At 38.0% G+C, this 25,096-nt stretch carries 27 protein-coding genes and 7 tRNA genes; 7 read left to right on the top strand and 27 right to left on the bottom strand.

Features of this window, described 5'->3' with window-relative positions:
* Positions 1–204 precede the first annotated feature (204 nt).
* The 5 genes from QBE53_01300 to QBE53_01280 all read right to left on the bottom strand — a co-directional run bounded on the left by QBE53_01300 (position 205) and on the right by QBE53_01280 (position 3,747).
* A complete protein-coding gene (locus QBE53_01300; GenBank protein WZL81761.1) occupies positions 205–633 on the bottom strand; it encodes a phage portal protein in 429 nt (142 codons plus the stop codon).
* A 103-nt stretch (positions 634–736) separates the two neighbouring features.
* On the bottom strand, positions 737–1,207 hold the full coding sequence (locus QBE53_01295; protein ID WZL81760.1) for a phage tail tube protein: 471 nt from the start codon (positions 1,205–1,207) through the stop codon (positions 737–739).
* Positions 1,208–1,224: 17 nt separating this feature from the next.
* Positions 1,225–2,541: a phage tail sheath family protein gene (locus QBE53_01290; protein WZL81759.1), complete on the bottom strand. Its 1,317-nt coding sequence runs from the start codon at positions 2,539–2,541 to the stop codon at positions 1,225–1,227.
* Positions 2,542–2,622: 81 nt separating this feature from the next.
* Positions 2,623–3,063, bottom strand: a complete 441-nt coding sequence (locus tag QBE53_01285) for a hypothetical protein (GenBank protein WZL81758.1) — start codon at positions 3,061–3,063, stop codon at positions 2,623–2,625.
* Positions 3,064–3,252: 189 nt separating this feature from the next.
* Complete coding sequence (locus QBE53_01280) at positions 3,253–3,747, bottom strand: hypothetical protein (protein WZL81757.1); 495 nt, start codon at positions 3,745–3,747, stop codon at positions 3,253–3,255.
* Between the two features lie 217 nt (positions 3,748–3,964).
* On the opposite strand from QBE53_01280, the gene QBE53_01275 reads away from it, so the two are divergent.
* From QBE53_01275 to QBE53_01265, 3 genes are read left to right on the top strand one after another with little or no spacing between them, the layout of a single operon-like run.
* On the top strand, positions 3,965–4,288 hold the full coding sequence (locus QBE53_01275; GenBank protein WZL81756.1) for a helix-turn-helix transcriptional regulator: 324 nt from the start codon (positions 3,965–3,967) through the stop codon (positions 4,286–4,288).
* 38 nt (positions 4,289–4,326) lie between these two features.
* Positions 4,327–4,776: an ImmA/IrrE family metallo-endopeptidase gene (locus QBE53_01270; protein WZL81755.1), complete on the top strand. Its 450-nt coding sequence runs from the start codon at positions 4,327–4,329 to the stop codon at positions 4,774–4,776.
* 11 nt (positions 4,777–4,787) lie between these two features.
* Complete coding sequence (locus QBE53_01265; protein ID WZL81754.1) at positions 4,788–6,383, top strand: GIY-YIG nuclease family protein; 1,596 nt, start codon at positions 4,788–4,790, stop codon at positions 6,381–6,383.
* A gap of 761 nt (positions 6,384–7,144) precedes the next feature.
* On the opposite strand, the gene QBE53_01260 is transcribed toward QBE53_01265, so the two are convergent.
* The 15 genes from QBE53_01260 to QBE53_01190 form a co-directional block, all read right to left on the bottom strand.
* Positions 7,145–7,226 (bottom strand) — tRNA-Leu (locus QBE53_01260).
* 37 nt (positions 7,227–7,263) lie between these two features.
* Positions 7,264–7,337 (bottom strand) — tRNA-Lys (locus tag QBE53_01255).
* 4 nt (positions 7,338–7,341) lie between these two features.
* Positions 7,342–7,413: transfer RNA gene (locus tag QBE53_01250), tRNA-Gln, on the bottom strand.
* Positions 7,414–7,496: 83 nt separating this feature from the next.
* A tRNA-His gene (locus tag QBE53_01245) sits at positions 7,497–7,570 on the bottom strand.
* Between the two features lie 26 nt (positions 7,571–7,596).
* A tRNA-Arg gene (locus QBE53_01240) sits at positions 7,597–7,670 on the bottom strand.
* Between the two features lie 33 nt (positions 7,671–7,703).
* Positions 7,704–7,774 (bottom strand) — tRNA-Gly (locus tag QBE53_01235).
* Positions 7,775–7,783: 9 nt separating this feature from the next.
* Positions 7,784–7,858: transfer RNA gene (locus tag QBE53_01230), tRNA-Pro, on the bottom strand.
* Positions 7,859–7,978: 120 nt separating this feature from the next.
* The gene (locus QBE53_01225; GenBank protein ID WZL81753.1) at positions 7,979–8,473 is read right to left on the bottom strand and encodes a metallophosphoesterase; all 495 of its coding nucleotides are present in this window, start codon (positions 8,471–8,473) and stop codon (positions 7,979–7,981) included.
* A gap of 12 nt (positions 8,474–8,485) precedes the next feature.
* Positions 8,486–9,079 carry an XTP/dITP diphosphatase gene (locus tag QBE53_01220; GenBank protein ID WZL81752.1) on the bottom strand — a complete coding sequence of 198 codons (594 nt, stop codon included), beginning with the start codon at positions 9,077–9,079 and terminating at the stop codon, positions 8,486–8,488.
* 2 nt (positions 9,080–9,081) lie between these two features.
* Positions 9,082–9,339 (bottom strand): HPr family phosphocarrier protein, encoded by a 258-nt coding sequence (locus QBE53_01215; GenBank protein ID WZL81751.1) that lies wholly within the window; start codon positions 9,337–9,339, stop codon positions 9,082–9,084.
* A 5-nt stretch (positions 9,340–9,344) separates the two neighbouring features.
* Positions 9,345–10,292: a DNA-binding protein WhiA gene (whiA, locus tag QBE53_01210; GenBank protein ID WZL81750.1), complete on the bottom strand. Its 948-nt coding sequence runs from the start codon at positions 10,290–10,292 to the stop codon at positions 9,345–9,347.
* 16 nt (positions 10,293–10,308) lie between these two features.
* Positions 10,309–11,262, bottom strand: a complete 954-nt coding sequence (locus QBE53_01205; protein WZL81749.1) for a YvcK family protein — start codon at positions 11,260–11,262, stop codon at positions 10,309–10,311.
* 9 nt (positions 11,263–11,271) lie between these two features.
* On the bottom strand, positions 11,272–12,144 hold the full coding sequence (gene rapZ, locus QBE53_01200; GenBank protein WZL81748.1) for an RNase adapter RapZ: 873 nt from the start codon (positions 12,142–12,144) through the stop codon (positions 11,272–11,274).
* A gap of 14 nt (positions 12,145–12,158) precedes the next feature.
* Positions 12,159–13,082 (bottom strand): UDP-N-acetylmuramate dehydrogenase, encoded by a 924-nt coding sequence (murB, locus tag QBE53_01195; protein ID WZL81747.1) that lies wholly within the window; start codon positions 13,080–13,082, stop codon positions 12,159–12,161.
* A gap of 133 nt (positions 13,083–13,215) precedes the next feature.
* Positions 13,216–13,974 carry a peptidylprolyl isomerase gene (locus QBE53_01190; GenBank protein ID WZL81746.1) on the bottom strand — a complete coding sequence of 253 codons (759 nt, stop codon included), beginning with the start codon at positions 13,972–13,974 and terminating at the stop codon, positions 13,216–13,218.
* A gap of 184 nt (positions 13,975–14,158) precedes the next feature.
* Here QBE53_01190 and QBE53_01185 point away from each other — a divergent pair, with 184 nt between their 5' ends.
* Positions 14,159–15,208 carry a galactose mutarotase gene (locus tag QBE53_01185; protein WZL81745.1) on the top strand — a complete coding sequence of 350 codons (1,050 nt, stop codon included), beginning with the start codon at positions 14,159–14,161 and terminating at the stop codon, positions 15,206–15,208.
* A gap of 77 nt (positions 15,209–15,285) precedes the next feature.
* Here the strand turns inward: QBE53_01185 and QBE53_01180 are convergent, their stop codons facing one another.
* The 5 genes from QBE53_01180 to trxB form a co-directional block, all read right to left on the bottom strand.
* On the bottom strand, positions 15,286–16,566 hold the full coding sequence (locus QBE53_01180; protein WZL81744.1) for a glutamate-5-semialdehyde dehydrogenase: 1,281 nt from the start codon (positions 16,564–16,566) through the stop codon (positions 15,286–15,288).
* Between the two features lie 78 nt (positions 16,567–16,644).
* Entirely contained in the window at positions 16,645–17,004 is a 360-nt protein-coding gene (locus tag QBE53_01175) for a PilZ domain-containing protein (protein ID WZL81743.1), read from the bottom strand.
* A gap of 70 nt (positions 17,005–17,074) precedes the next feature.
* Positions 17,075–17,944 carry a hypothetical protein gene (locus QBE53_01170; GenBank protein ID WZL81742.1) on the bottom strand — a complete coding sequence of 290 codons (870 nt, stop codon included), beginning with the start codon at positions 17,942–17,944 and terminating at the stop codon, positions 17,075–17,077.
* Between the two features lie 82 nt (positions 17,945–18,026).
* A complete protein-coding gene (locus tag QBE53_01165) occupies positions 18,027–18,653 on the bottom strand; it encodes an MBL fold metallo-hydrolase (protein ID WZL81741.1) in 627 nt (208 codons plus the stop codon).
* Positions 18,654–18,690: 37 nt separating this feature from the next.
* Positions 18,691–19,599 (bottom strand): thioredoxin-disulfide reductase, encoded by a 909-nt coding sequence (gene trxB / locus QBE53_01160; protein ID WZL81740.1) that lies wholly within the window; start codon positions 19,597–19,599, stop codon positions 18,691–18,693.
* A gap of 239 nt (positions 19,600–19,838) precedes the next feature.
* Between trxB and pflB the strand changes: the two genes are divergently transcribed.
* From pflB to QBE53_01145, 3 genes are all read left to right on the top strand, one after another.
* On the top strand, positions 19,839–22,070 hold the full coding sequence (pflB, locus tag QBE53_01155; GenBank protein WZL81739.1) for a formate C-acetyltransferase: 2,232 nt from the start codon (positions 19,839–19,841) through the stop codon (positions 22,068–22,070).
* 29 nt (positions 22,071–22,099) lie between these two features.
* A complete protein-coding gene (pflA, locus tag QBE53_01150) occupies positions 22,100–22,831 on the top strand; it encodes a pyruvate formate-lyase-activating protein (GenBank protein WZL81738.1) in 732 nt (243 codons plus the stop codon).
* A gap of 94 nt (positions 22,832–22,925) precedes the next feature.
* Positions 22,926–23,096 (top strand): 4Fe-4S binding protein, encoded by a 171-nt coding sequence (locus QBE53_01145; GenBank protein WZL81737.1) that lies wholly within the window; start codon positions 22,926–22,928, stop codon positions 23,094–23,096.
* 77 nt (positions 23,097–23,173) lie between these two features.
* On the opposite strand, the gene QBE53_01140 is transcribed toward QBE53_01145, so the two are convergent.
* Both QBE53_01140 and QBE53_01135 read right to left on the bottom strand, forming a co-directional pair.
* Entirely contained in the window at positions 23,174–23,644 is a 471-nt protein-coding gene (locus tag QBE53_01140; protein ID WZL81736.1) for a flagellar protein FliS, read from the bottom strand.
* 8 nt (positions 23,645–23,652) lie between these two features.
* On the bottom strand, positions 23,653–25,056 hold the full coding sequence (locus QBE53_01135) for a flagellin (protein WZL81735.1): 1,404 nt from the start codon (positions 25,054–25,056) through the stop codon (positions 23,653–23,655).
* Positions 25,057–25,096: the final 40 nt, after the last annotated feature.

Below are 25,096 nucleotides of genomic sequence, written 5' to 3'. Positions count from 1 at the left end.
CCTTTGTGCGTTCATCTAATAATTATCTCTTTTTGGGTCGACTTACTTTCTTATTTCTTTTCTTATCTTCTTCTACTTTAATCTCAATGGCCGCTACGATAAACGCACGTTCATTCCTCTCCAAATCCAAAAATTCATGAGGCCATTTATGAAATTTGTGAAGGCAATAATATGCAATATTTGCCTCAAGATCACCTTCACTTATTAGTTTTTTGCTTCTTCTACTTTTTCCTCAAAACTCACCTCAAATCCGTTGACTTCTTGGATTTTGATTAAATAGTCTGAATATTCTCCAGGTGAAAGCATATTCTTTAAGACAAGGTCTGCCCCCATTGCATTATATGAGTTTTGAAGTTCCATATCATCAAGGTTTGGATGCACTGTACATGTTGCTGCCAACTTCCCAAGATATAGATTGTAGTCCGTCTCTTGAGTAAATTGCCCGCGTTTGCCCGGAACCTGAACACGCTTTGTACATGACTTTCTCAATGCTTCATCCTCTGTTGATGTAATACATCGAATTTCCCATGGAATTGGCGTTCCCTCTTCATCTGTAAAACGTTTTGAAACTACATATTGTATGTTTTCTATTTTCTTTGCATTTTGTGCCAAAAAACCTGCTAAATTTCCCATTGTTTTCTTCCTCTCTTATCGTTTAAATGATAAAGGGATGTGCATTCTATGCACATCCCTTTTTTGTTCTTATCAATATATTAATATGCACTTCTAGGTGCTTTTACTGCATCCCTGATAAGGATATAAACTCTTCCGGAATCTCAAAATCTTCAAATGTAAAGTCGATTGCTTCATCTAAATATTCTGCATCCGCGTCAAATTTAGTCAAAATCCCGCCATCCAAGTTACAGTCTTTTAAGATGACCGTTTGTCGTCCTACACCAGATGTCGGATCTTCGTTGGTTACTTGAATATCAAAATATACATCCTCACCCTTGTCTTTATATCGCTTTAGTAAGGATCTAAAGATACTTGTATTATAATGGAATGTTGCGTTTCCGCTTCCAGTCCATCCTGTTGCTTTATTTCCTTTCCCTGTTTTTCCTAAAATAGGTACTTCCGTTTTTGTCTTCTCAACACTTGCCTCTAAGTTGATTGCCTGCATGAATTCGTAACGGTTTCCTTCGATTGTCACGAAACATTTAGCCAAAGACGCACTAATTGCATCCTTTGCATTCATAAAATTTGCCATTATCCTTCACTCCTTCCTTATTCAACAACTACTGTCATATATAATTGTGCCATTGCATTAACCGGTGTCACTTTATCGCTAATAACGACTGCTTTTTTTGTATCTCCAGCTTCAACACTGACATCATTGGGTTCAAAGTTTTCGATTGCACGAATCCCTTGAAGTGTTTGATGATGCTTAACAATATCGTTCCACAGACTAATACGTCCATCTGCATCATTTGGAACATGCCCTAAGTATTTCGTATTAAACACTACACCAATATCATTTGCAATTTGGTCAAAGACTCGAATCGTTTGGTTGCTACTAAAATCTCCTGATTTTGAATCTGTTACACTAACAAAAGTATTGATATCATCTAACACTTTAATATCATCACCCACTTTATGGAAAACGAACTTACCCTCTTGAATGGCTTCTTCCAACTGAAGTTGTGTGTAGCGACTGTCCACGTTGAATCCACCATCATATATTTTATTTGTTTGACTTTTATTTACCGGCGTCCCTGCCGCTGAACCTGTCACCCAATAAACCAGTGACGACGGACGTGCATTGGAATCTGTAACAGTATTTTCCACACTAATGACGCCTTCATAATCAGCTGACGACGTACGATATACAACCGTTTGAAACTTCATTCCAACTGTATCGCGTAATCGCTTTGTCCATTGCACCACAAGGTCAACAATCTCAGGTACTGTTGATAAGCAGCCAAAGGTGTGAAAATTATAGGCTTCAAACGCATCAAGTGCCGCTTGATATTCTACTCCCGTCGCTTCAATGCCATTAACCGCCCCAGTAAGCTCAAGACCTGCTGTTTCCAAAAGCTCAACATTTGCCTTCCACTGTACATAGTCATTGTCGACAAGGTGATCTGTATTTGCAAGAACCGTTTGCTCATCGACTAAAGTTGTGCCAAGGTAGGTTTGCACATCAACCTTGGTGTTATCATCTGTATTAACTTTGACAACAATAATCAAATCGTTACCACGCACACCTTTATATTTTGCATCACAATAGAGGTTTGATGCAGCACTACCTCCATTCATCAATTTGTAAAAGTGCCCTACTCGAATATTTTTAAATAAATCAACGAGTCCTTTTAGTTTTTCATGTGTATAATCATATCCAAAAATCTTTAATGCGTCCTTTTGAAACTCTTCTACTGTCACCGTAAAGACTTCACCATCAACCCCCCAATCCAGTTCTACAGGCAAAACTGCCACACCTCGTTCTGATAATGTTGCTGAAGCTTTCATGGAACTAATAAAATTAATATACGTTCCAGGTAACACTTTGTTTTGAAGGACAAACGTACCACCACCAAGTGCCATATTATTTCACCAATCCTTTCTTACTATTTAACTGATTCATATGTTTATTCCTACTGCTTTGTACTCCTTTTTGTCTCGTCTTCATACTTTTCCTCCCTTAATTAGGTTGTTAACTGCTAGTGTTCCCATAAGTTCTTTTGGCTCTTCAACTTTTCGAACATACATATCATAATTCACATCAAACTGTAACTCTCCATTAACCAGTTCATGACGCATCTTCGTTCCACGAAGTTTATCCCCATTTGATAATGTGATAATGTCTAACGCTTCGTAGAGATCTTGAGCCAACATTTGAATCTCTAAATTGTTTTGTGAACTCATCCCAAGATATTTGATTCTAAATGGATGATGTCCCAAAAATCTTGAACCTATTTTTTGACTTACACTCGGGTTTCCTATAGCAATTAAAAAACAAGGTTTCGTTAAACCTTGTTCTACACCCTCATCAACGTATACGTTGATTTTTGTTCCAAACTCTTGCTCGAGTTTTGCCACGATACCGTTTTGAATCATACTTAACATATTAATCCCTCCATTTTCTCCTTCGCCATCTATTACCTCACCTCCTTTAAAGAATAAAATTGAACTTGTAGAGTAAAATAAAATAGGACCCGATATCGGATCCCACATTGTTATAATACGCTTTCAAGCTCTTTGCAATTTCTTACACTATTATCTTAGCATAGAAAAACGGACATAAAAGGACGACTTCTAAATTTGCACTAATTTGTTTAAAATTGCATTGTCCATTCTGCGACAATGGCGTTCACTATATTCAACACCACGTGCCACTTCATACCATCGCAGTTTTTTAAAATATCTTAGTTCGATGAGTTTGCGCTCAAGATCATCTAACATATCTATATTTTCTTCAACTCGGTTTTTTTTCATATATAAGTCGTGTAACTTTTGATTTACATATACAACCTGCGCTTCATATTTATCAATAATATTGCTTACAGCATCTGCCGTCGGATCAACAATCTTATTGCTTTTTTGTGTTTCTGATCCCCAATACACAATTGCTTTTGAAGTATCGCGTTCTGCCTTGACCAGATTACCCAAATCTTGGACCTCTGCCTGCAGCTTCTTGATGGTTCTACATATAAATCCATATTCAAACAATTCTTTTCGCATCTGCTCTACTGCTGTTTTTATATTATGCTCTGATCTTATGATCGTACTCGTCGTATCTTTTCTTTCCATAATTACGCCTCCCTATTCTTATTGCTTCTTACTTTATATAATCTATGTTTTTTACTCATCGTGTAAGCTCACACCTTTTTCTTACTTAATGCGTAAGTCGATAGTAGCACCCTTTTCTTTGGATGTCAATACGTATTATGTAAGTTCAAACGATATATTTATTTTATATTGCATTTTACGTAAGTAGGTGCTATGATTATCTTTAGGAGGTGGCTCGATGGCTATTATAAATGAACGAATAAAAAATCGAAGATTGTCTTTACATATGACACTTGCTGAAGTTGCTAATTATTTGGGCGTAAAGGAAGCTACTGCACAAAGATATGAAAGTGGAGAAATAAAAAATATCAAGCATGAGACAATCGTTGAATTGGCAAAACTTTTTCAATGTCATCCAGCATATCTTATGGGATGGGATGATTCCCCCAGTGATGATATTCAAACAATTGCCGCTCATCATGATAGCGAAGATTGGAGCGATGAAGAATTAGAAGAGATAGAAGCCTTTAAAGCGTTTGTAAAAAGCAAACGCAAAAAATAAGATGAATTAGTATGAGGTTTTTTTATAGGGGTGAAAAAATGACTTATGAGGAATTGATGATCGACAGTGATATTGATGATATCTATGAATTGAATATGAGAACAAAAGGTCTCTATGCAGACGGCGTTATCGGCATTAGCAAGCACATAGAAACAACTACAGAAAAAGCTTGTATTTTAGCTGAAGAAATCGGTCACTACCATACATCACATGGTGACATTCTTGATCAAACGTCTATAGCCAATCGGAAGCAGGAATTACGTGCTAGAGCTTGGGGTTATGAAAAACTTATCCCACTGCATATGATTATTGAAGCACATAAAGCTCGTTGCCATGGTCGCTTAGAATTAGCCGAATATCTTGGGGTGACTGAGGAGTTTTTAATAGAGACTATCGAATATTACAAGCGTAAACTTGGCTTGTTTTATCGTATAGATAAAAAGTATATAATAACGTTTGAGCCATTGGGAGTGTTCGAACAATTTTGAAAGGGGTTCATATGAAAAAACAATGGTATCTTGAAACTTGGTTTATCGCACTCGTCTTCGCATTTAGTGCATTGGTCGTTCCTTTTATCTTGGGTTGGATCTTAGTCTATTTACAACACAAAAAAAACCAGAAGATAAGCGAGAGATTAACAACAATTGCCACTTCGCACAATGAATTGCAAGCGAAGTACAAAAAATTAAGTAAGACGCATGAGGATCTTCAAATTTCTTCTGTTATTGAAGCTCAAGAAGCACTCAATGCAATTTTAACTGAAACAGAGAATGTTCGTAATCAATTTAATATATCTAAGATGGATTATGAGCAAAGCACCGAGGAACTCGCAAAGGTGACCAAAAAATTAGTTTCTGCAAAACGTGCTTTGAAAAAATCTAAAGAAATCCATAAATCAATAAGTTATGCCATCAAAAAATATATAAATCAAGATGTACAACATTTTGATGTCGTTATTCCAGCATCAGATCTTATGGAAGCTGAACGATTGGCCCCTGGTGTTAGTATGCATCTTCATTCAATGGATATTAAGGAATTGCGAAAAGCATTTAATGAGAATAAGCGTTTAATCGAAAAAACACTTGCGGATTATGAGTCCAGATATACAACTAAGGCAAACAAGTCCATTTATTCGCTTATGGTCATTTCATTAAAAGCTGAACTGCAAAATGTACTTTCAAATTTGAAATATGGAAAGCTTGATGACTCTATTGATTTGATTAAGAGCATTACAGAAAAATATCAAGTTATTGCTGCTGAGGGTAATCAAAATATTGCCGGCACAATATCAAAGTTTATTGGTGAAATTGAATACTTCTTTATAAATGCTGTTAAGATTGAATACAATTATTATGTCAAGAAACAACAAGCCAAAGAAGAGCAAGCTGCCATTCGCCAACAGATGAAAGAAGAAGCAGCTGAACGTCGTGAACTTAAGAAACAAAAAGAACGCATTGAACAAGAAGAAGCCAAATATAACAACGAGTTATCTTCTTTAAAATCCCAAATGGAAAATGCGGATGATGCCGCTGCTGAATTATTAAAGTCCAGAATCTTAGAATTAGAAGCTCAATTATCTGATGTCCTTATCAAAAAAGAAGAAGTTTCCACACTACAGAACGGGAAAGCAGGAAACGTTTATATAATAAGTAACCTAGGATCATTTGGTGATAATATATTCAAAGTTGGAATGACCCGAAGAATTAATCCTGAGGAACGTGTCAACGAATTAGGTAGCGCTTCTGTTCCTTTCAAATTTGATATACATAGCTTCATCTTTTCCAATGATGCAGTTGGACTCGAAAATAAACTGCATGAGAAGCTTCATAAAAAAAGAGTAAACAAAGCAAACTTACGCAAAGAGTTTTTCCAAGTTTCCATCGATGAGTTGGAAGAACTTGTATTAGAAGAAGATCCTACTGCTGAGTTTATTAAGACAATGGCCGCCGAAGAATATTATCAGTCATTATCCACTACTGAAGAAGATGAATCTGATTATGTCGAGTCAGATGATGACGACGATGATTACGATGATACAATGGATTACGATGAATATGATGTTGAAGATGATGTAGAAGATGTAGTTTATGCTTAAATAAATATTGATAAAATAAACTTAATATAAAAACTGCCCTGCGCCAACAGAGCGGTCCTGATACACAATAACCAATTAGATTACACGTATACCTATATCCAACGAATATAGTATACCAAACGTAGCCCTTGTTAAACAAGGGCTTTTTTATGCCCGAAAACAGAGTGAACTATGGGATTCATCAATAAACAGTGGTGAAATTTGTAATCCGATATGATTTAGCAGGTAGTAATAGGCAAAGAAATATATTTCCAGCTTTGCAAGCCGTCCTGAAGCAAAAAGAACTTTGAAAGAGATTGAAGTGATATGCATCTGAAAGATGAACCATAATACCCTCAAAAAATATACTAAAGGTGAAAAATGCATATTCTCCCAATGCCCAAACTGTCAAACCCTATTTGAAGCGATATTTGACCGTTTTAGCCCAGCAAATGGTTTTGAAGAGATACAATTATCAATATAATAGATTCTTAAACGTAAGAGACGATGGAGAGCTTATTTCAGAACGTCAAGCGAGAAAGCGATAGGTTATTAATATGAAACGTCTTATGGAAATTGATAGTAGCATCCCACCGATTACATCAGAAATATATACGCATCTTGATCTAAAAAAGAAGCTCGAAGCCCTCGAAAAACTCGAAGAATAAAACGTGTGTGCAATTTGTGTGCAATTTCGATAAAATCAGTTGCAATTCTTGCAGATAATTCCAGACACAAAAAAGCCCCAAACCCTTGAAACCAAAAGCTTGAGACTCTTATAGTGCGGGTGAAGGGAGTCGAACCCCCACGCCGTAAAGCGCTAGATCCTAAGTCTAGTGCGTCTGCCAATTCCGCCACACCCGCATATTTAGTTGGCATAAATAGTATAAACTATTTATAATGAGGCACCCGGGACTCGAACCCGGGACACCTAGATTAAAAGTCTAGTGCTCTAGCCGACTGAGCTAGTGCCCCATAGCTGGGCATGCTGGATTCGAACCAGCGAATGCAGGAGTCAAAGTCCTGTGCCTTACCGCTTGGCGAATGCCCATCGTTACTTACTAATTACTATTATTAAGTAATTCATGTTACTTGTCAAACCTATAATTCATATTAAGTCATTTTATGACTTAGGGTGAGTAATGGGATTCGAACCCACGGCCTCTAGAGCCACAATCTAGCGCTCTAACCAACTGAGCTATACCCACCAGATTTAAATATTATTTGAAACAAACGTGCCTGAGGGGATTCGAACCCATGACACCTGGCTTAGAAGGCCAGTGCTCTATCCGACTGAGCTACAGGCACATACTTTTATCCATGTAGCTACGGATAAAAATAAGCGGGTGATGGGAATCGAACCCACGTATCCAGCTTGGAAGGCTGGTGTTCTACCATTGAACTACACCCGCATATGCAAGTCGGGGTGACAGGATTCGAACCTGCGGCCTCTTGAACCCAAATCAAGCGCTCTAGCCAAGCTGAGCCACACCCCGATTTTCATCGGTCACACTATCGGTTATTATCATCGTAATTATTAAGTAATTTTTGATGTTTTCCGTAACTTCAAGCGCAAGTGATATTATACACACATTATATTCGCTTGTCAACACTTTTTACAAACTTTTTTTATAATCATTCAAAGTCCCGTGAATTCGCCCTTCTCCGTCGATTTCAATTATCCCGTAAGAAGGGAATTTTGAATTTCTTGGATTGGAAATACTTCCAGGATTCATAATTAATAAATCCTGTTTGTATCCCAAATGTGACATATGTGTATGTCCAAATAATGCAACATCGGCTTGATGATCTTTCGCTATTTTCTCTAAATGCGTCAAAGATGTTTTTACATGATAATGGTGACCATGGGTTAACAAAAATTTTTTATTTTTTATCTCTACAAGTAGTGTGTCATGAATATCTGGATGATATCCATCACAATTGCCGGATACAAAATGCACTGGAACGTCACAGATTGCTTTTATATCCATTGCATCCGCAACAAGGTCCCCTAAGTGCAAAATATGATTCAAATCGCTAATTCGACCGATTAAATCGATTACATTGCCAATATGATGATGCGTGTCACTAATTACCAAAATTTTATACATTCTTCGACTCCATTATGCATTAAAGTATAACGCTTTCATTTTTCTTAAAGCTTTTCCACGATGGCTTAGTTGATTTTTTAACTCTGAAGGCATCTGAGACGTCGTCATTTTATGTTCAGGCACAAAAAATATAGGATCATAGCCAAAACCATTGTCTCCTTTGCTTTCATAGCCAATCTCGCCTTCTATCGTCTCTCGTACGACATGTGTTGTTCCATCAGGAAAGGCCACTGCGATTGCACAAACAAAACGGGCTGTTCGTTCATGACGAGGAACTTCTTTCATCCGATCTAGGATGATTGCATTTTTTTCTGAATATGGTGTATCTTTACCTAGATATCGTGCCGAATAAACTCCTGGCGCTTTATCGAAAAAATCGATTTCAAGTCCGGAGTCATCTGCCAAGACAATACACTTGCTGACTTGACAAATCTCAGTGGCTTTTTTGAGTGCATTGGCTTCAAATGTATCACCATCTTCAATTACATCAATGTCAATACCAGCTTCTGACATTGACTGTACTTTATAAGGTACATCCGATAATATTTCACGAATTTCCTTCATTTTTCCTTCATTTTTTGTTGCAAAAATAAGACATTGCTCCATATTTATTTGCCCTCAGTTAGATATTTTTCAAGTGCTACCACTGCTTCTTCTTCATCTTCACCGTCTGCAATAATAAGAATTGATTCACCTTCTAAAACGCCTAATGACATCATTCCCATGATACTTTTTGCATTAACTTTTTTATTTTGTACGGATACATAGATATTGCTCTGGAATTGACTTGCTGCTTGTACGAACAACGCAACCGGTCTCGCTTCTAACCCTGATGCGATTTTTACTTCGATATTTTTTTCCTTCATGATAATTAATCCTCCCTTGCTTCTCTTAAACTTTCTGCATACTGACTGATTTTTCTTAATCGGTGGTTAACACCTGATTTTCCAACGGGCTGAGACAACATCTGTCCGAGTTCTTTTAAGCTTGCTTCGCTATGATCTAGTCGCAGTAAAGCCAGCTCCTCAAGACCTTCTGACAGCGTATGTAAACCAACAGCTTCTTGAATATAATTTATATCTTCAATCTGCCGAACTGCGGCAGATACCGTTTTATTAAGATTGGCCGTTTCACAATTTACAATGCGATTCACATTGTTGCGCATCTCTTTCAAGATGCGTAAATTTTCCAGTTTCATTAACGCCACATGTGCCTCGATTACATTGAGAAACTCAACAATTTGAGCGCCCTCTTTTAAGTATACCACATAGTATTTTTTGCGAAGAACAATCTTGGCATCCATGTCAAAATGATTCATTAATTTGACCAGCTCTTTACTGTGGGACTGTCTAGCATCAACAATCTCTAGATGATATGTCTTATCCGGTTCGCTCATGGAACCCGCCGCTAAAAATGCACCTCGGATATATGATCTTCGACAGCACGTCGAGGCAACAATTAATGGATCAATTCGATAGTTTATGCTATTATCTTCCAACAAGTGGCATGCTTGTAAAACTTTTGTCACTTCTTGCCGCTTCAAAATATATATGTTATAGACTCTCTTCTTCTTTAAATATCGGCTTTTGCGCGTAACGACTTCAACACTAATATTAAATGTTTTCTTTAATAATGTAAAGTACTTTCTTGCAACTGTTGCATTTTCTGTCTGCACCATGATTCCATAACGATTTCGCTCTATATCAAACTCTATCGTCCCGCTCATATTAATAATTGCGGCAATTTCTGCAATTCGACAATGCCTTGGCGAATCAATCAGTCGAGCAGTTTCTTCTTTTATCGTCGATGAAAAGGACACTTGTCTTCACCTCTTCCTATAATTCAATAATAATCTCGGCTAATTTTTCCGCATTATGACGGATATAACCACTCTCTTTAGAATACCATCCAATCTGATCTGTAATGACATTTCTATAGACATCTATATCAATATCATTGATTACCTTAATGGAATGCTCTTCCAAATAGCGCTTACGTACTTCTTCATCAAACTGCGAATCATCGGCAATGATATATTGTAGCACATCTTTTCCTAGATATTTTTCGATGGCATCTACATGCATTTTTAGGGTATAACCATCGGTCTCTCCCGGCTGTGTCATGATATTACCTACGTAGACAATCGTTGCAAATGATTGCTTAATGGCATCCACAACACCGCTTACCAATAAATTCGGAATAATGCTTGTATATAAGCTTCCCGGTCCCAAAACAACCAAATCCGCTTTTAAAATCGCTTCAATGGCTTTTGGATAGGGTTGTACTTCTTGTGGAACCAATTCAACTCCCATAATACGTTTGTAACTACTTTTATTTGTATAAACAATCTCATGTTCTCCAATAACTGTTGTTCCATCTTCATAGGTAGCTTTTAACTGAATATCTTCCATCGAAACAGGCAACACCTGCCCTTTTACTGCAAGAACTTCATTTGCTTTTTCAACCGCTTTTTCAAAGCTTCCATAAACTGACGTTAAGGCGGCTAAAAATAGATTTCCAAAATTATGATCTTTAAGCACCCCATCATGAAAACGGTATTGAAACACTTCTTTCATAATAGGTTCAGTTTCAGCTAAAGCTAATAGACAGTTACGAATATCACCTGGCGGCAACATATTCATCTCTTTTCTTAAGATTCCCGAATGTCCCCCGTTATCAGCTACCGTAACGATTGCTGTAAGTTCATCGGTATATTCTTTTAAGCCCCGAAGCATTGTTGATAGACCTGTTCCGCCTCCAATGCATACAATCCTTTTATTTTTATACATAGCATCCTCTTACTTCCCTAAACGCGCATCTTTTTGAATATCTCGATGATAGACATTGACACTGTATTCATCTGCATCCAACCGTGCATAAAGCTCATTGGCTAACGTCACGGAACGGTGCTTGCCCCCGGTGCATCCTATTGCAATAACAAGTTGGTTTTTTCCTTCTTGTACATAATGTGGGAGCAAAAACGAAATCATCTCCGTCAACTTGTTCATAAAAACTTGTGACGACTCCCATTTCATAACATACTCTTGTACTTCTTGATCGTTTCCACTTTTTGAGCGAAGCTCTTCCAGATAAAAAGGATTGGGAATAAAGCGCACATCAAAGACAAGGTCCGCATCTGAAGGAATTCCATATTTGAATCCAAAGGACAATACCGACACAATTAAGTTATCATAGCTTTTTTCTTCTATAAATATTTTGTATATTTCATTTTTCAATTCTCGTGTCAGTAACGACGACGTATCTACAATATAATCTGCGCGTCGTTTTGCTTCTTTTAACAGCTCGCGTTCCTGTGCAATCCCATCTTCTATGCGTCCAACACTCACTAAGGGGTGACGGCGACGCGTTTCTTTAAACCGCTTCACTAAGACGTCATCAGAGGATTCTAAAAAAACCATGTTAATCTCATAGTCAGCAGCTTTTAATTTATCAATTTCTTCAAACAACACATTGAAAAACTCTCCACCACGAACATCAATCCCTAATGCCACATTATTGATACCCGAGTCTGGGCTAAAGCAGATATCAGCGAACTTTCCGATGAGTGTAGGCGGTAAGTTATCCACACAAAAATATCCTAGATCTTCAAGATTTTTTAATACGGTGCTTTTTCCTGCACCCGACATACCTGTTATAATTGAAAATTGCATCTTATCTCCTTAATTCACCGCTCACCAATAACTTTGACTTCTCGCTCCAACGTGACCTGAAACTTCGCATAGACAACCGTTTGAATATGTTCAATGAGCGCCAATACATCTGAGCAGGTCGCCTCACCTACATTAATAATAAATCCACAATGTTTTTCTGACACCATCGCATCTCCAACCCGGTATCCCGCAAGGCCAGCGTCCATAATAAGCTTTCCTGCAAAATATCCCTCCGGACGTTTAAATGTGCTTCCCGCACTTGGAAATTCTAATGGCTGTTTTTCTTTGCGACGTTTGTTCAGTTCAAACATAATCCGTCGAATCTCTGTTTGATCTCCTTTTTGAAGTTCTATCACAACGTCTAGGGCAATCATGTGCCGATCTTGCAACATGCTGTGGCGATACGCAAACGCTAGCTCATCATGTGTGAATTCAAATAGGTTCCCCTCCATGTCTACTGCTGTCACCCGGCGCACAACTTGCTCCATCTCGCCTCCGTAGGCTCCTGCATTCATAAAGACGGCTCCGCCTAAGGTTCCTGGAATCCCTGAGGCAAACTCAAGCCCTGTTAAGCTGGCACGCGCTGCTGCATTGGCCACTTGACTAAGTCTAGCACCTGCTTGAGCTATTATCCTTGTCTGATCGACCGTTATTGTATTAAATGCTTTGTATAGTTGAATCACTACACCACGAAAGCCTTCATCTGTAACCAAGAGGTTACTTCCATTACCAAGGATAAATAGAGGCATCTCTTCTTGTTTACAAAGCTTAATTATACGACTAACCTGCATGTTAGTTTTTGGAAAAATCAAGTAATCTGCAGGTCCTCCTATCTTAAATGATGTATATTCTTTTAAAGGTTCATCACATAATACCTGATCTTTTGATATTATGTCATACACCTTATTTAAAAATCCTTGCTTTTTTGTTAGCGGCATACGCTTCTCCATTCTGTAATGCTCTTGTATTTACTCTAAGAAAATTTCTTTGTCCTCTAATTATATCATGGACCTTCTAAAAAAGGTATATAAAAGGACCGAACAGAATCTGAACGGCCCTAGGAGTCATAGCTTATTTCAATGCTTCAGGATTCACTTTTACAGGATACTCTTTTTTCAATTCGTCCACTGCCTTAAAGTATACATCCGCTTGCTTTGCTTGTGCCAACTGCCCTTGAATTGCATCTTTTACTTGCTCAAGAGGTTGAACCGCTGCTGGGATTACTGCATCGACAATCAATAAATGGAATCCAAATTGTGTTTGTACAGGTCCTACAAGCTCTCCGATAGTTGCATCAAATGCCGCATCTTCAAATTCTTTGACCATTTGGCCACGTCCAAATTCTCCAAGCTCACCACCACGTTCTTTTGAAGGACATGTTGAGTGCTCTTTTGCTGCATCTTCAAAGCTTTTGCCGTCTTCGATTTCTTGTTTAACTTCAAGTGCTTTTTCTTCTGTATCTACAAGGATATGCTTTGCACTCGCTTTTTCTGTTTCTGTATATTGGTCTCTATTTTCATCATAATGTGTACTAATCTCATCATCTGAAACCTCAATGCCTTCAAATAATTTATTTACAGCATAGCGTTGTAATAAAGTTCTAGCTGTATCTTCTAAGATTTTTTGAAAGTTTTCTTCTTCATCAAGACCATTTTTCTTTGCGTCTAAGTATAAAAGTTCACCTGCAATCATTTCATCAAGTAAACGTACGCGTCCTTCTTCACCAGCAACACTTGCTGCATGCTCTTGAGGAATATTTCTTAAAATATTGATCATTTGCTCTTTTGTGATTTCCACATCACCAACTGTAGCTAATACAACTTTTTCCATTTTGTCTCCTAACATAAATTTATTTTAGTTTTCATTCTATAGTATTACATATTTTACTTGTTTTCGCAACAGTCGAAACGGATTTTATCCCTTGCTTACTTGTAGCATTATAAGCGTTGGTGTATAATGGATTTTATCGTAAAATTGTTTGCAAAAATCTAGTGTAGAGAAGGAGATATGCATTATGGAAATCAGCAAAAAGCTCTTTGGAAAAACTCAAGCCGGCGATGATGTGATGGAGTATACACTCACGAATGAAGCAGGTGCCAGTGTGTCCATTTTAAACCTAGGGGGAATCATCCGAAGTATCAACGTACCTGATCAAGACGGTATCTTTAAAAATGTTGCCATTAGCTATGATGATGTTCAAAAGTATGAAACTTATGATGGATATATTGGCGCAATGATTGGTCGTGTCGGCGGACGGATTTCCGGCGCTTCCTTTGACATTGACGACACCACATATACTTTAGCCAAAAATGATGGTAACAACAACTTACATGGAGGTCCTAATGCTTTTGACAAGCAAATATGGGAAGTCAGCGAATACTGCAGTCAGGAAAAAGCCAGTATTACCTTACATCATATGAGTCCCGATATGACCGAGGGCTTTCCAGGTAATCTAGATTGTACCGTCAGTTATTCTTTTGATAATACCAACGCCCTCACCCTTCAATACACGTGTACAACTGATAAAAAAACCTTTGTTAACATGACTAATCACTGCTATTTCAACCTAAGTGGAGACTATACAACAACGATTCATGACCATGAATTAGAAATTCAAGCAACCCGATATACTCCAGTAAATGAAGAGACCATCGCTACTTGTCTTAGCCCTGTAGAAGGTACCGTCTTTGATTTTCGTGTAGCAAAACCTATTGGTAAAAATATCAATGACGATGTAGAGCAAATTCGTATCGCCGGTGGATACGATCACGCTTTTGAGCTTAATCAGCCATCAAGCGCTCCCTTAATCGTTGCCAAAGACCCAAAAACAGGTCGCATCATGGAAGTCACCACAGATGCTGCATGTGTCGTTTTCTATTCTGGCAATTATATTGATAATACCTTTATTGCCAGCGATAATATTCCCCTTCAAAAGCAAGCAGCCTTTTGCCTTGAAACCCAGTATTACCCGGATGCTCTTAATGCACCATTTGTTGAAAGTCGCTTTCTAGAACCGGGACAAATATATCGTACAAAGACAACCTATCGATTTAAAAACAACTAAAATCATACACAAAGGCCAAGGATATTTTTCGTTGATGAAAAATTTTCCTTGGCCTATAATAATTCCAAAATCATATGTTACTTAATGTGTCGATGGGTGAATTTTTTTATACCTTGTGCATAGTCACCTGCAATTTGTCCATGCCCATAAAGTTTGTACTTATAGATTAATAGCCCATCAAGTCCAACCGGACCCCTTGCATGTATTTTGTTGGTGCTAATCCCAACCTCCGCACCAAATCCATATCTAAATCCATCACTAAATCGTGTTGAACAATTGTGAAAAACATTTCCTGAATCAACAAGCATCATAAATGTTTTTGCCTTGTCTTTGTTTTGTGTCACAATCGTCTCTGTATGTCCTGAACCATAAGTATTAATATGTTCTATTGCATCTTCCATACTATCAACAATTCGAATCGAAATTTCATAATCTAGATATTCTGTTTTCCAGTCTTGTTCTGTTGCCGGTTCACAGTCAATAATCATCTGTGTTTTTTCACACCCATGGATGCGAACATTAAAGGGTGCATATGCTGCAGCTAATTTAGGCAAAAACTCCTTGGCAATGCCTCGATGCACTAATAGTGTTTCCATGGCATTACATACAGCCACATACTGGGTTTTTGAATCTAGAGCAACATCAACAGCCATCTGTATATCCGCATCCCGATGAATATATCCATGGCAGATGCCATCTGCATGACCTAGAACCGGAATTCTTGAATTTTCGATAATATATCGCACAAATGCGTTGGAGCCTCTTGGAATAATCAAGTCAATATATTCATCAAGACCTAGCATTTTAGACACTTCTGCTCGGGATTCAATATTATGAATCCATGAACTAGGAATCCCCGCTTCATCCGTTGCCTGAACAATAAGTTCGGTCAAAACCTTATTCGTTCTTTTTGCTTCACTTCCACCCTTTAGCATAACTGCATTGCCACTTTTTAAACAAAGGCTTGCAATCTGAACAAGGGCATCCGGGCGCGACTCGAAGATAACACCAATCAAACCAATAGGGCAGCTTTCTTTAACCAACATCAACCCATGATCAAGTTCGGTTTTTAACAATTCTTGTCCCACAGGGTCCTCTAGTTTGATTAAACTGTGTATTCCTTCCACCACTTCTTCAATCTTTGCATCATCAAAACGCAGTCTTTTCAGTAACGGCGCTTCTAAATGTTCTGCTTCGCTTTGTTCTAAGTCTAATTGGTTTGCCGTTATAATCATCTTCTTGTTGGCCACCAATACTTCAGCAATATTTTTCAAAGCCTTATTCTTTAGTTTCGTTGATGATGCCGCTAATTTAATTGATGCCTTTTTCGCTTGTGCCGCAGCTTCTAACATGCTCATATCATACCTCCAGTAAAAAAAGTTAAACAAAAAGCAGTACATCATGTACTGCTTTATCTCTTAGTCACGCACATCTTTCTATACTTCTGAATCCATATCATTAAGAATCGATTCATATTCATCTACTTTTTTAGATAAGAACTCTGCCAGTCCAACAAATTCACATCCAAAATGATATCCCTGGTCAATCTTTTCTTTACGGATAATTTTAATGACACAATAGAAAAAACGTACTTCATCAAATTGAATCTTTGCATTAAAGTAGTAATCTAATGGCAATTCATCTTTGCACAAAAAGCCGATACCACGTTTTGAAATATCGACGACTTCAATCGATTCATTTATGTCGCTAATAATTTCATTATCTTGTCTAAAGAGTTTGTCAATATCAATGATTAACTTAATTGGCAAACGTTTATACTTTCTGCGTTCTTTCATCTATTCACCTTCTCCGTCTCATATTCTTACACCTTCATTATAATACAAAACATATGAAGAAACAAGCAAGTTATATTCGCTTAAACAGATTACGATACGCCATAAGCTTCGTGCGATCTTTAAATATATCTTGAATATCCTCTTGATCTAATAATTTACTGTCATGAATGCCTTTTAGCAATTTTTCATAGATTTCTTGATACGATTGACCATCTTCATCTAGTGTAAGTCCATGAACATATACTTTGTCTTTACGCGCTATCTTAAAGGGTTCCCTAAGCTCTTCAAATACCCGTCGAATCTTGTTTTCTACTTCAACCAGAAGATTTTTAGGAGTAAACGGACACAACATCATGTATGTGTTTGCATCATCTTCTGTATAAATCATATCCGTCTCTCGTAGATGTTCTTTTAGTTTTCCAGAAAAAATATCCTTGTGTTCATCGGACATCTCCGGTGGAGAAATCATAATAAACGACAAGGGATAATTACCTCGTGTTGCTCGGTTTATCTCAACCCGCACTGCATCTTGTAAGTTCTCAGGATGAACTGGCTGAGTTTTACTTTCCGGTGCCATCTTATTAATAAGTGCAATCATCTTGCGCTTCATGGATTCCGGTTCAATCGGATGGGTTAATATATCGTCAATCTGTATTTTTTGGCTTTCATCAATAAAGCGGGTTGAATACCTTGGATAAATAGCAAGGATTTTCCAGCCTTTGTCCTTGATCGCTTTCACACGTTCATATTCTTCTTGTTTGACATTGCCTGTAAACTCATAAATAAATATACGATTGCCTTGTGTATATAATTGCAACTTAAAGCTCAATTCTTCTTCTTCAAAACATTCCATAAACTGGACTTGTAAATGTGTCAGCAAACTAATCAAGTTTCTTTTTATCTGATAATCTCGTACAAACAATAAGACTTTTCCATTCATTATATCACCTACTTTAAAGGTTATTTATATATTTTATATCGACACATATATGTATCTTCATAACCTTAAGATAACAGGCGTATTATGCAAGGAACGGATTCATTCGCTTTTCATCACCAATTGTTGTCGTATCTCCATGCCCAGGATATACTACAGTCTCATCCGCAAGCGTTAGTAGACGTCTTTTCACATACTCGCGCAAGTCTGTATCCGGTCCATTATAATATCCAGATGTACCAATCGTTCGGTAAAAGAGGGTATCTCCTGATACAACAAACCCGTGCTCCTTATTATAAAAGCACACACTATAGCTTGTATGTCCCGGAACCACAATTAGATCAAATGCTGTAAATCCTACGTTTAATGATTGTTTGTCTTTTAAATCTATATCAATATCAAAAAACTGTTTTTCATGCTGTTTTTTAGCCCCTGCTTCCATTTCCTCTTTTTCCAAACCATGCATACACACCTGTGGCGCTTGGCCTTGTTCTTTTAATGCTTCTACTAAAAAATTCACTCCGCCTACATGGTCAAAGTGTCCATGTGTAATAAGAATATGCGTAATGACTAAGTTTTCAGTTTCAATAGTATCAAGAACTTTAGCGCTTTTTGCACCTGGATCAATAATAATACCATGGTGTGTCGCTTCATCCCATATGATCATACAATTGGTTTGCAAAAAACTCACTTCTATGGTTTTTATTTTCATCTTTTCCTCCATTACTTCTTATGCACTCTCTATAGGTCTATATAAAACGCTCCGCACTATAGACCGCCGTTGCTCCATCTCCACATGCTGTGATGACTTGTCGCAGGGATTTTTGGCGTAAGTCTCCTGCTGCAAAAACACCTTCAACATTGGTCATGCAGTTTTCTCCGGTTGCTATATAGCCCCCTTGATCCATATCGACTTTTCCACGTAAAAATTCAGTATTAGGGTTACTTCCTACAGCTATAAATACACCATCTGCATCGATTGAGCGCACTTCACCGGTTTTTTTATTGGCTACTTCTGTTCGACTCACAAATTGGTCCCCTTCGATCTTGGTCAACTCGCTGTCCCAGATAATTTCAACATTTTCAAGTTCAAACAGTTTTTCTTGCAACACTTTTACTGCACGTAATTCATCGCGGCGATGTACAAGATAGACTTTTTCGCACATACGCGCCAGATAGATAGCATCTTCTACAGCTACGTCACCGCCCCCGACAACCATCGTCGTCTTGTTGCGATAAAAAGCACCGTCACAGGTGGCACAGTAGGAGACTCCACGTCCTGAAAAAGTCTCTTCCCCTTCAACCCCAAGTTTTTTCCACGTTGCTCCCATGGCAAAAATTACCGTCTTGGCATGGTAGGTATTTGTTGATGTTTTTATTATTTTTATCGTTGCATCTAACTCAACGTCTTGAACATCTTCTGTTTGAATCTCAATACCAAAGTTTGTTACATGTTCTTGCATCATCGTTGTAAGTTCAAATCCTGATGCTGTCTTGATTCCCGGATAATTTTCGATTTCATATGTATTTGTAATTTGTCCTCCAGGAAACGCTTTTTCTAAAATAACAAACTTCATCTGTGCTCGGCTCGCATAAATAGCCGCTGTCATCCCGGCTGGTCCTGCTCCGATAATGACTAAATCTAATACTTCATTCATAATTAACCTCCGCTTTAACATTCGTAGTCACTTTGCTCTTTATTATATCATATTCATAAGATTGTGCGTATTAAAATCATTTTTTTCGTGCGATTAAGAACAATTATCATTATCCGATAAAAACCTCTTGACGTGTATACAGTATACATATATAATATAATCATAAACATGAATAACCTTTTAAAAGGTTTTTTCATTTGATATTATATTTTTAAGAGAGCATAAAGGAGGAATTCTTAATGAATGCTGCATGGAATGATTTTAACAAAGGAAGTTGGACAACAAGCATTAATGTTCGTGACTTTATTTTAAGAAACTTCACGCCATACTTAGATGACGATGCATTTTTAGAGACAGCTACAGAAGATACTACAAAACTATGGGATCAAGTCAGTAAGCTAATGCTTGAAGAACGCGACAAAGGAATTTTAGATGCTGAAACTAAAGTTCCCTCATCAATCACTTCACATGGACCTGGATATTTGGACAAATCCATCGAAAAAATTGTTGGTTTTCAAACAGATGCTCCACTAAAACGTGGAATTATGCCATTTGGTGGTATTCGTGTTGTTGAAAACGCCCTAGATTCATATGGATATGAGCTTGATCCAAATACAAAAGAGATCTTCACACGTTATCGTAAAACACATAATGATGGTGTTTTTGATGCCTATACTGAGGATATGCGAAGTGCGCGCCGAAGTGGTGTTATTACTGGACTTCCTGATGCATATGGCCGTGGACGTATTATCGGTGACTATCGCCGTGTTGCTCTATATGGTGTTGATCGACTTATCGAAGAAAAGTTATCCTCAAAAAAACAACTTGAAATGGATTACATGGAAGAAAATGTGATTATTCTTCGTGAAGAGTTGTCTGAACAAGTAAAAGCACTTAAAGAGCTTAAGCAAATGGCAGAAAGCTATGGATATGATATCAGCCTTCCAGCTACAACAGCTCAAGAAGCTATCCAATGGACATATTTTGGTTATCTTGCTGCTATTAAAGAACAAGATGGTGCTGCAATGAGTCTTGGACGTGTGTCAACATTCTTAGATATTTATATTCAACGCGACATTGATCGTGGACTCTTAACAGAAAAAGATGCTCAAGAACTTATTGATCATTTTGTTATTAAACTTCGTATGGTGCGATTCCTTAGAACGCCTTCATACAATGACTTATTCTCCGGAGACCCAACTTGGGTTACTGAATCAATCGGTGGTGTAGCTATTGACGGACGCCCACTGGTTACAAAAACAAGCTACCGTGTATTGCATACATTATATACACTCGGACCAGCTCCAGAACCAAACTTAACTGTGCTTTGGTCTGAACAATTGCCGGAAGCTTTCAAACGTTTCGTGGCAAAAGTATCCATCGACACTTCATCCATCCAATATGAAAACGATGATCTTATGCGTCCAACCTACGGGGATGACTATGGTATCGCATGCTGTGTATCTGCAATGCCTATCGGAAAGCAAATGCAGTTCTTTGGCGCACGTGCTAACTTGGCAAAAGCATTATTATACGCTATCAACGGCGGTGTTGACGAAAAAAGCGGAACACAAGTTGCTCCAATGTTTGCACCTATTACTTCTGATGTACTTGAGTATGACGAAGTTATGGCAAAATTCGACCAAATTCTTGATTGGTTGTCTCAACTTTACATCAATACCTTAAACATCATTCATTACATGCACGATAAATACGCTTATGAGAAGCTTCAAATGGCTCTTCATGATCGGGATATACTAAGAACCTCTGCATGTGGTATCGCCGGACTCTCTGTTGTTGCCGATTCATTATCTGCAATCAAGCATTCAACTGTAAAAGTTATCCGTAATGATGAAGGTCTTGCTGTTGACTACGAAGTTGAACCTAACAGCTATCCTGCATATGGAAACAATGATGATAGTGTTGACCTTATCGCTACAGATATCGTTGAACGTTTTATGAATAAGCTACGTAAGCACAAGACTTATCGTGATTCCGTTCCAACAATGAGTATCTTAACTATTACTTCAAACGTTGTTTATGGTAAGAAAACAGGTTCAACTCCAGATGGACGTAAAGCAGGCGATCCTTTTGCTCCTGGTGCTAACCCAATGCACGGACGTGACCATAACGGTGCTATTGCATCTATGGCTTCTGTTGCAAAAATACCATTTGAACACGCTGAAGATGGTATCAGTTACACATTCTCTATTGTTCCAAAAGCACTTGGAAAAGATTTAGATATGCGTGTAACCAACCTTGTCGGAATGCTTGACGGATATTTCCATGACGGCGGTCACCATATCAACGTTAACGTCTTTGACAAAGAAACTTTAATTGACGCTATGGATCATCCTGAGCAATATCCTCAGTTGACAATCCGTGTATCTGGATATGCGGTTAACTTTGTCAAATTAACTCGCGAGCAACAACTTGACGTTATTAACCGTACTTTCCACGAACGAGCTTAGTTTATAGATTCAAATAAGGAGGTAAAACAATGGCAAAAATCCATTCCATCGAAACTTGCGGAACCGTTGACGGCCCCGGCATTCGCTTCGTTGTATTCACTCAAGGATGCCCATTACGTTGTAAATATTGTCATAACCCTGATACTTGGATTATGAAAGACGGAAAAGACACCTCCATAGATCACTTAGTTGAAGAAGCTTTAAAATATAAATCTTACATGAATTATTCTGGTGGCGGTGTTACCGTCACCGGGGGAGAACCCCTTTTACAACTTGATTTTGTCAAAGAGTTCTTCACGCGCTTAAAAAAACACGGTATTCATACCGCCATTGATACATCCGGTTATATTTTTAATGATCAAGTCAAAGAAATCCTTAACCTGACCGACCTTGTATTATTAGATATAAAACACTTTGATCCTGAAAAATATAAAAATCTGACTGGTGTTGAGTTGGCACCTACTTTAAAGTTTTTAGACTACCTGCGCGAGAAAAATATTTCTACATGGGTGCGTTACGTTCTTGTCCCTGATCTAACCGATCAAGAAGAAGCAATCACAGGCTTGTCCAAACACTTAAGCAATTATCCTAATATTGATCGAATCGAGCTTTTGCCATTCCATCAAATGGGTGGATACAAGTGGAAAGAGCTTGGACTAGACTATACATTAAAAGATACTCCTGAACCAAGTGCCGCTCTCATGCAACGAACATATGATATTTTTAAAACACATAATAAACACGTTGTTATGAACGAATAAATACAGATTAAGACTAGTAAAAATTTCATCTTGTATTTATTGTTTATATGGTATAAAATGAGACTGTTAACAGATTAAGTAGGAGGTGTAACGGATGGCTTACATTATTAATGACGATTGTATTTCATGTGGTGCTTGTGAATCAGAATGCCCAACTGGTGCTATTTCAGAAGGCGATTCTATTTACGTAATCAACGCTGACGAATGTATCGATTGCGGCGCTTGTGCAGACGTATGTCCTGTAGATGCTCCTCAACCAGAATAATACATAACGATTAAAAAAGAGCTTTTGCTTTCGCAATAGCTCTTTTTTGTTGAATATTTATATCACTCTATTCTGTTTTAAGCCTTATAACCTCGATTAGGTTTAGAATCAACCGACTCATTAAGCGCTGCTTTACCATAAGTCAATCCTGCATAGACCTTTTGTCCATTTGCAATAACCGGCTCTTGTTCATCGCTTTCTACTTGCTTCCATCCATCTAAAAGGATACGGATAATTGTCACCGCTTCCTCTAAAGGTTCTTTTAGATCATGGACCTGTGCATCCAAAAAAAGTTTATTCACATAGATATAAAGCGACAGCAACTCTTTTGATATTGCATATTCAAAATTTAACCCTTCACTTAACTCTCTTAGAAGTTTTTGCGCCATATGCATAGCCTTTTCAAAGCGAAGATTATTATCACTATCTAGCCCTTCAAGAGCCTCTTCAAGCTCTGATAAAAGCATTTCATAATTAATAACTAAAAGCTCTTTACGACTGGCATTAACAATACGGGTTTGATACTCATTAACAAGTTCCTTGTTCATTTAATCACCTATCCTTGTAGAAGCTGTAACAATGATTGCGGCCTCTGATTTGCCTGTGCCAGCATAGATGTTCCGGCTTGCTGAATAATATTTTGTTGAGTAAACTGAGCCATTTCATATGCCATGTCTGCATCCTGAATTCGTGACATAGACGCTGTCATATTCTCGCCGGCAGACTGCAAGTTTGCAATCGTATGTTCCAAACGATTTTGGTAAGCACCCAGTTTAGCTCGCACACTTGAAACTGTTGTTATCGCCTCGTCTGCAATCGTTATTGCCTCTTGAGCCCCTTCAACTGTCGCTAAGTTCATCTCCGTTAATCGCAATGTCTTAGGTGACAGCTCTTGGATACGAATCTCCATAAATTGTCCTTCATTAGCTCCAATTTGAAGGTTTAATGGTCCTGTTTCTAGAATATTGATTGTCGTTGTTCCTAACGCACCCGCTCCTGCTATACGTAATTCAAAGTTACCCGATGCTTTAAATACGACTTCATTCCCAGACGCTTCAACAGTCATATCCGCAGGGAACCCTGTCGGTGTAGCCACAACTATATCCGTCCCATCTGTAACCGTTAGATTTGGAGTATCTACGCCTAATCCTGCGAGTAAATCACTCGTTCCGGTAATTTCAATCTCATAGTCCACACCAAATTTATCATGGGTAAAAGTCAAGCTCTCACCATTTGCAAATGGCGTATTCGATGATGTTAATGTGACACCAACACGTTCACACGCATCTCGCACTTTTCCAAAAACTTCATCGGCTGTGTCACCTATATTAATTTCAACTTGCTCTCCATTAACATTAATCACACCACCAACACTTGCTTTACCATCACCATCAAAAAAGCCTGCGGCAACGCCACTACCCACAGCTTCTGTTTGGGTTGCTGCCTGTGTCACTTCAAAAGCATATTCACCAGGAGTCACCGTATCACTCATGGACACGATATTGCCTACGGTTTCGTCTTCTGAAAATGTACGACGGTCAACGCTTCCATTTAATAATTTCATTTCATTAAATTCTGTATCATCCGAGATTCGTTGAATCTCATTTTGTAACTCATTGACTTCATTTTGCACCGCTTCTCGATCGGACGCATCATAAGTACCATTAGAAACTTGAACCGCCAATTCCCTTATTCTTTGTAGCATCGCATGCACTTCATTTAATGCACCTTCTGCCGTCTGTATTAATGATATGCCATCCATGGCATTTCGATTCGCTTGTTCCAACCCTCTTACCTGCGTGTCCATCTTTTGAGTGATTGCCAAACCTGCGGCATCATCGGCTGCTCGATTGATTCGAAGACCTGATGAAAGACGTTCTAATGTTGTGTCTAATTTACTATTGGACCGATTCAATTGATTTAAAGCTCGAAGCGCCGGTATATTATGGTTAATTCTCATAAGTACACACCTTTCTGATTGAAAATATTATCTCTTCTCT

The organism is Vallitaleaceae bacterium 9-2 (genome assembly GCA_038396585.1).
In the GTDB taxonomy this organism is placed as follows: domain Bacteria; phylum Bacillota; class Clostridia; order Lachnospirales; family Vallitaleaceae; genus UBA1351.
Note: the sequence above shows the minus strand (reverse complement) of the source record. Positions and strands in the feature narration are given on the sequence as shown.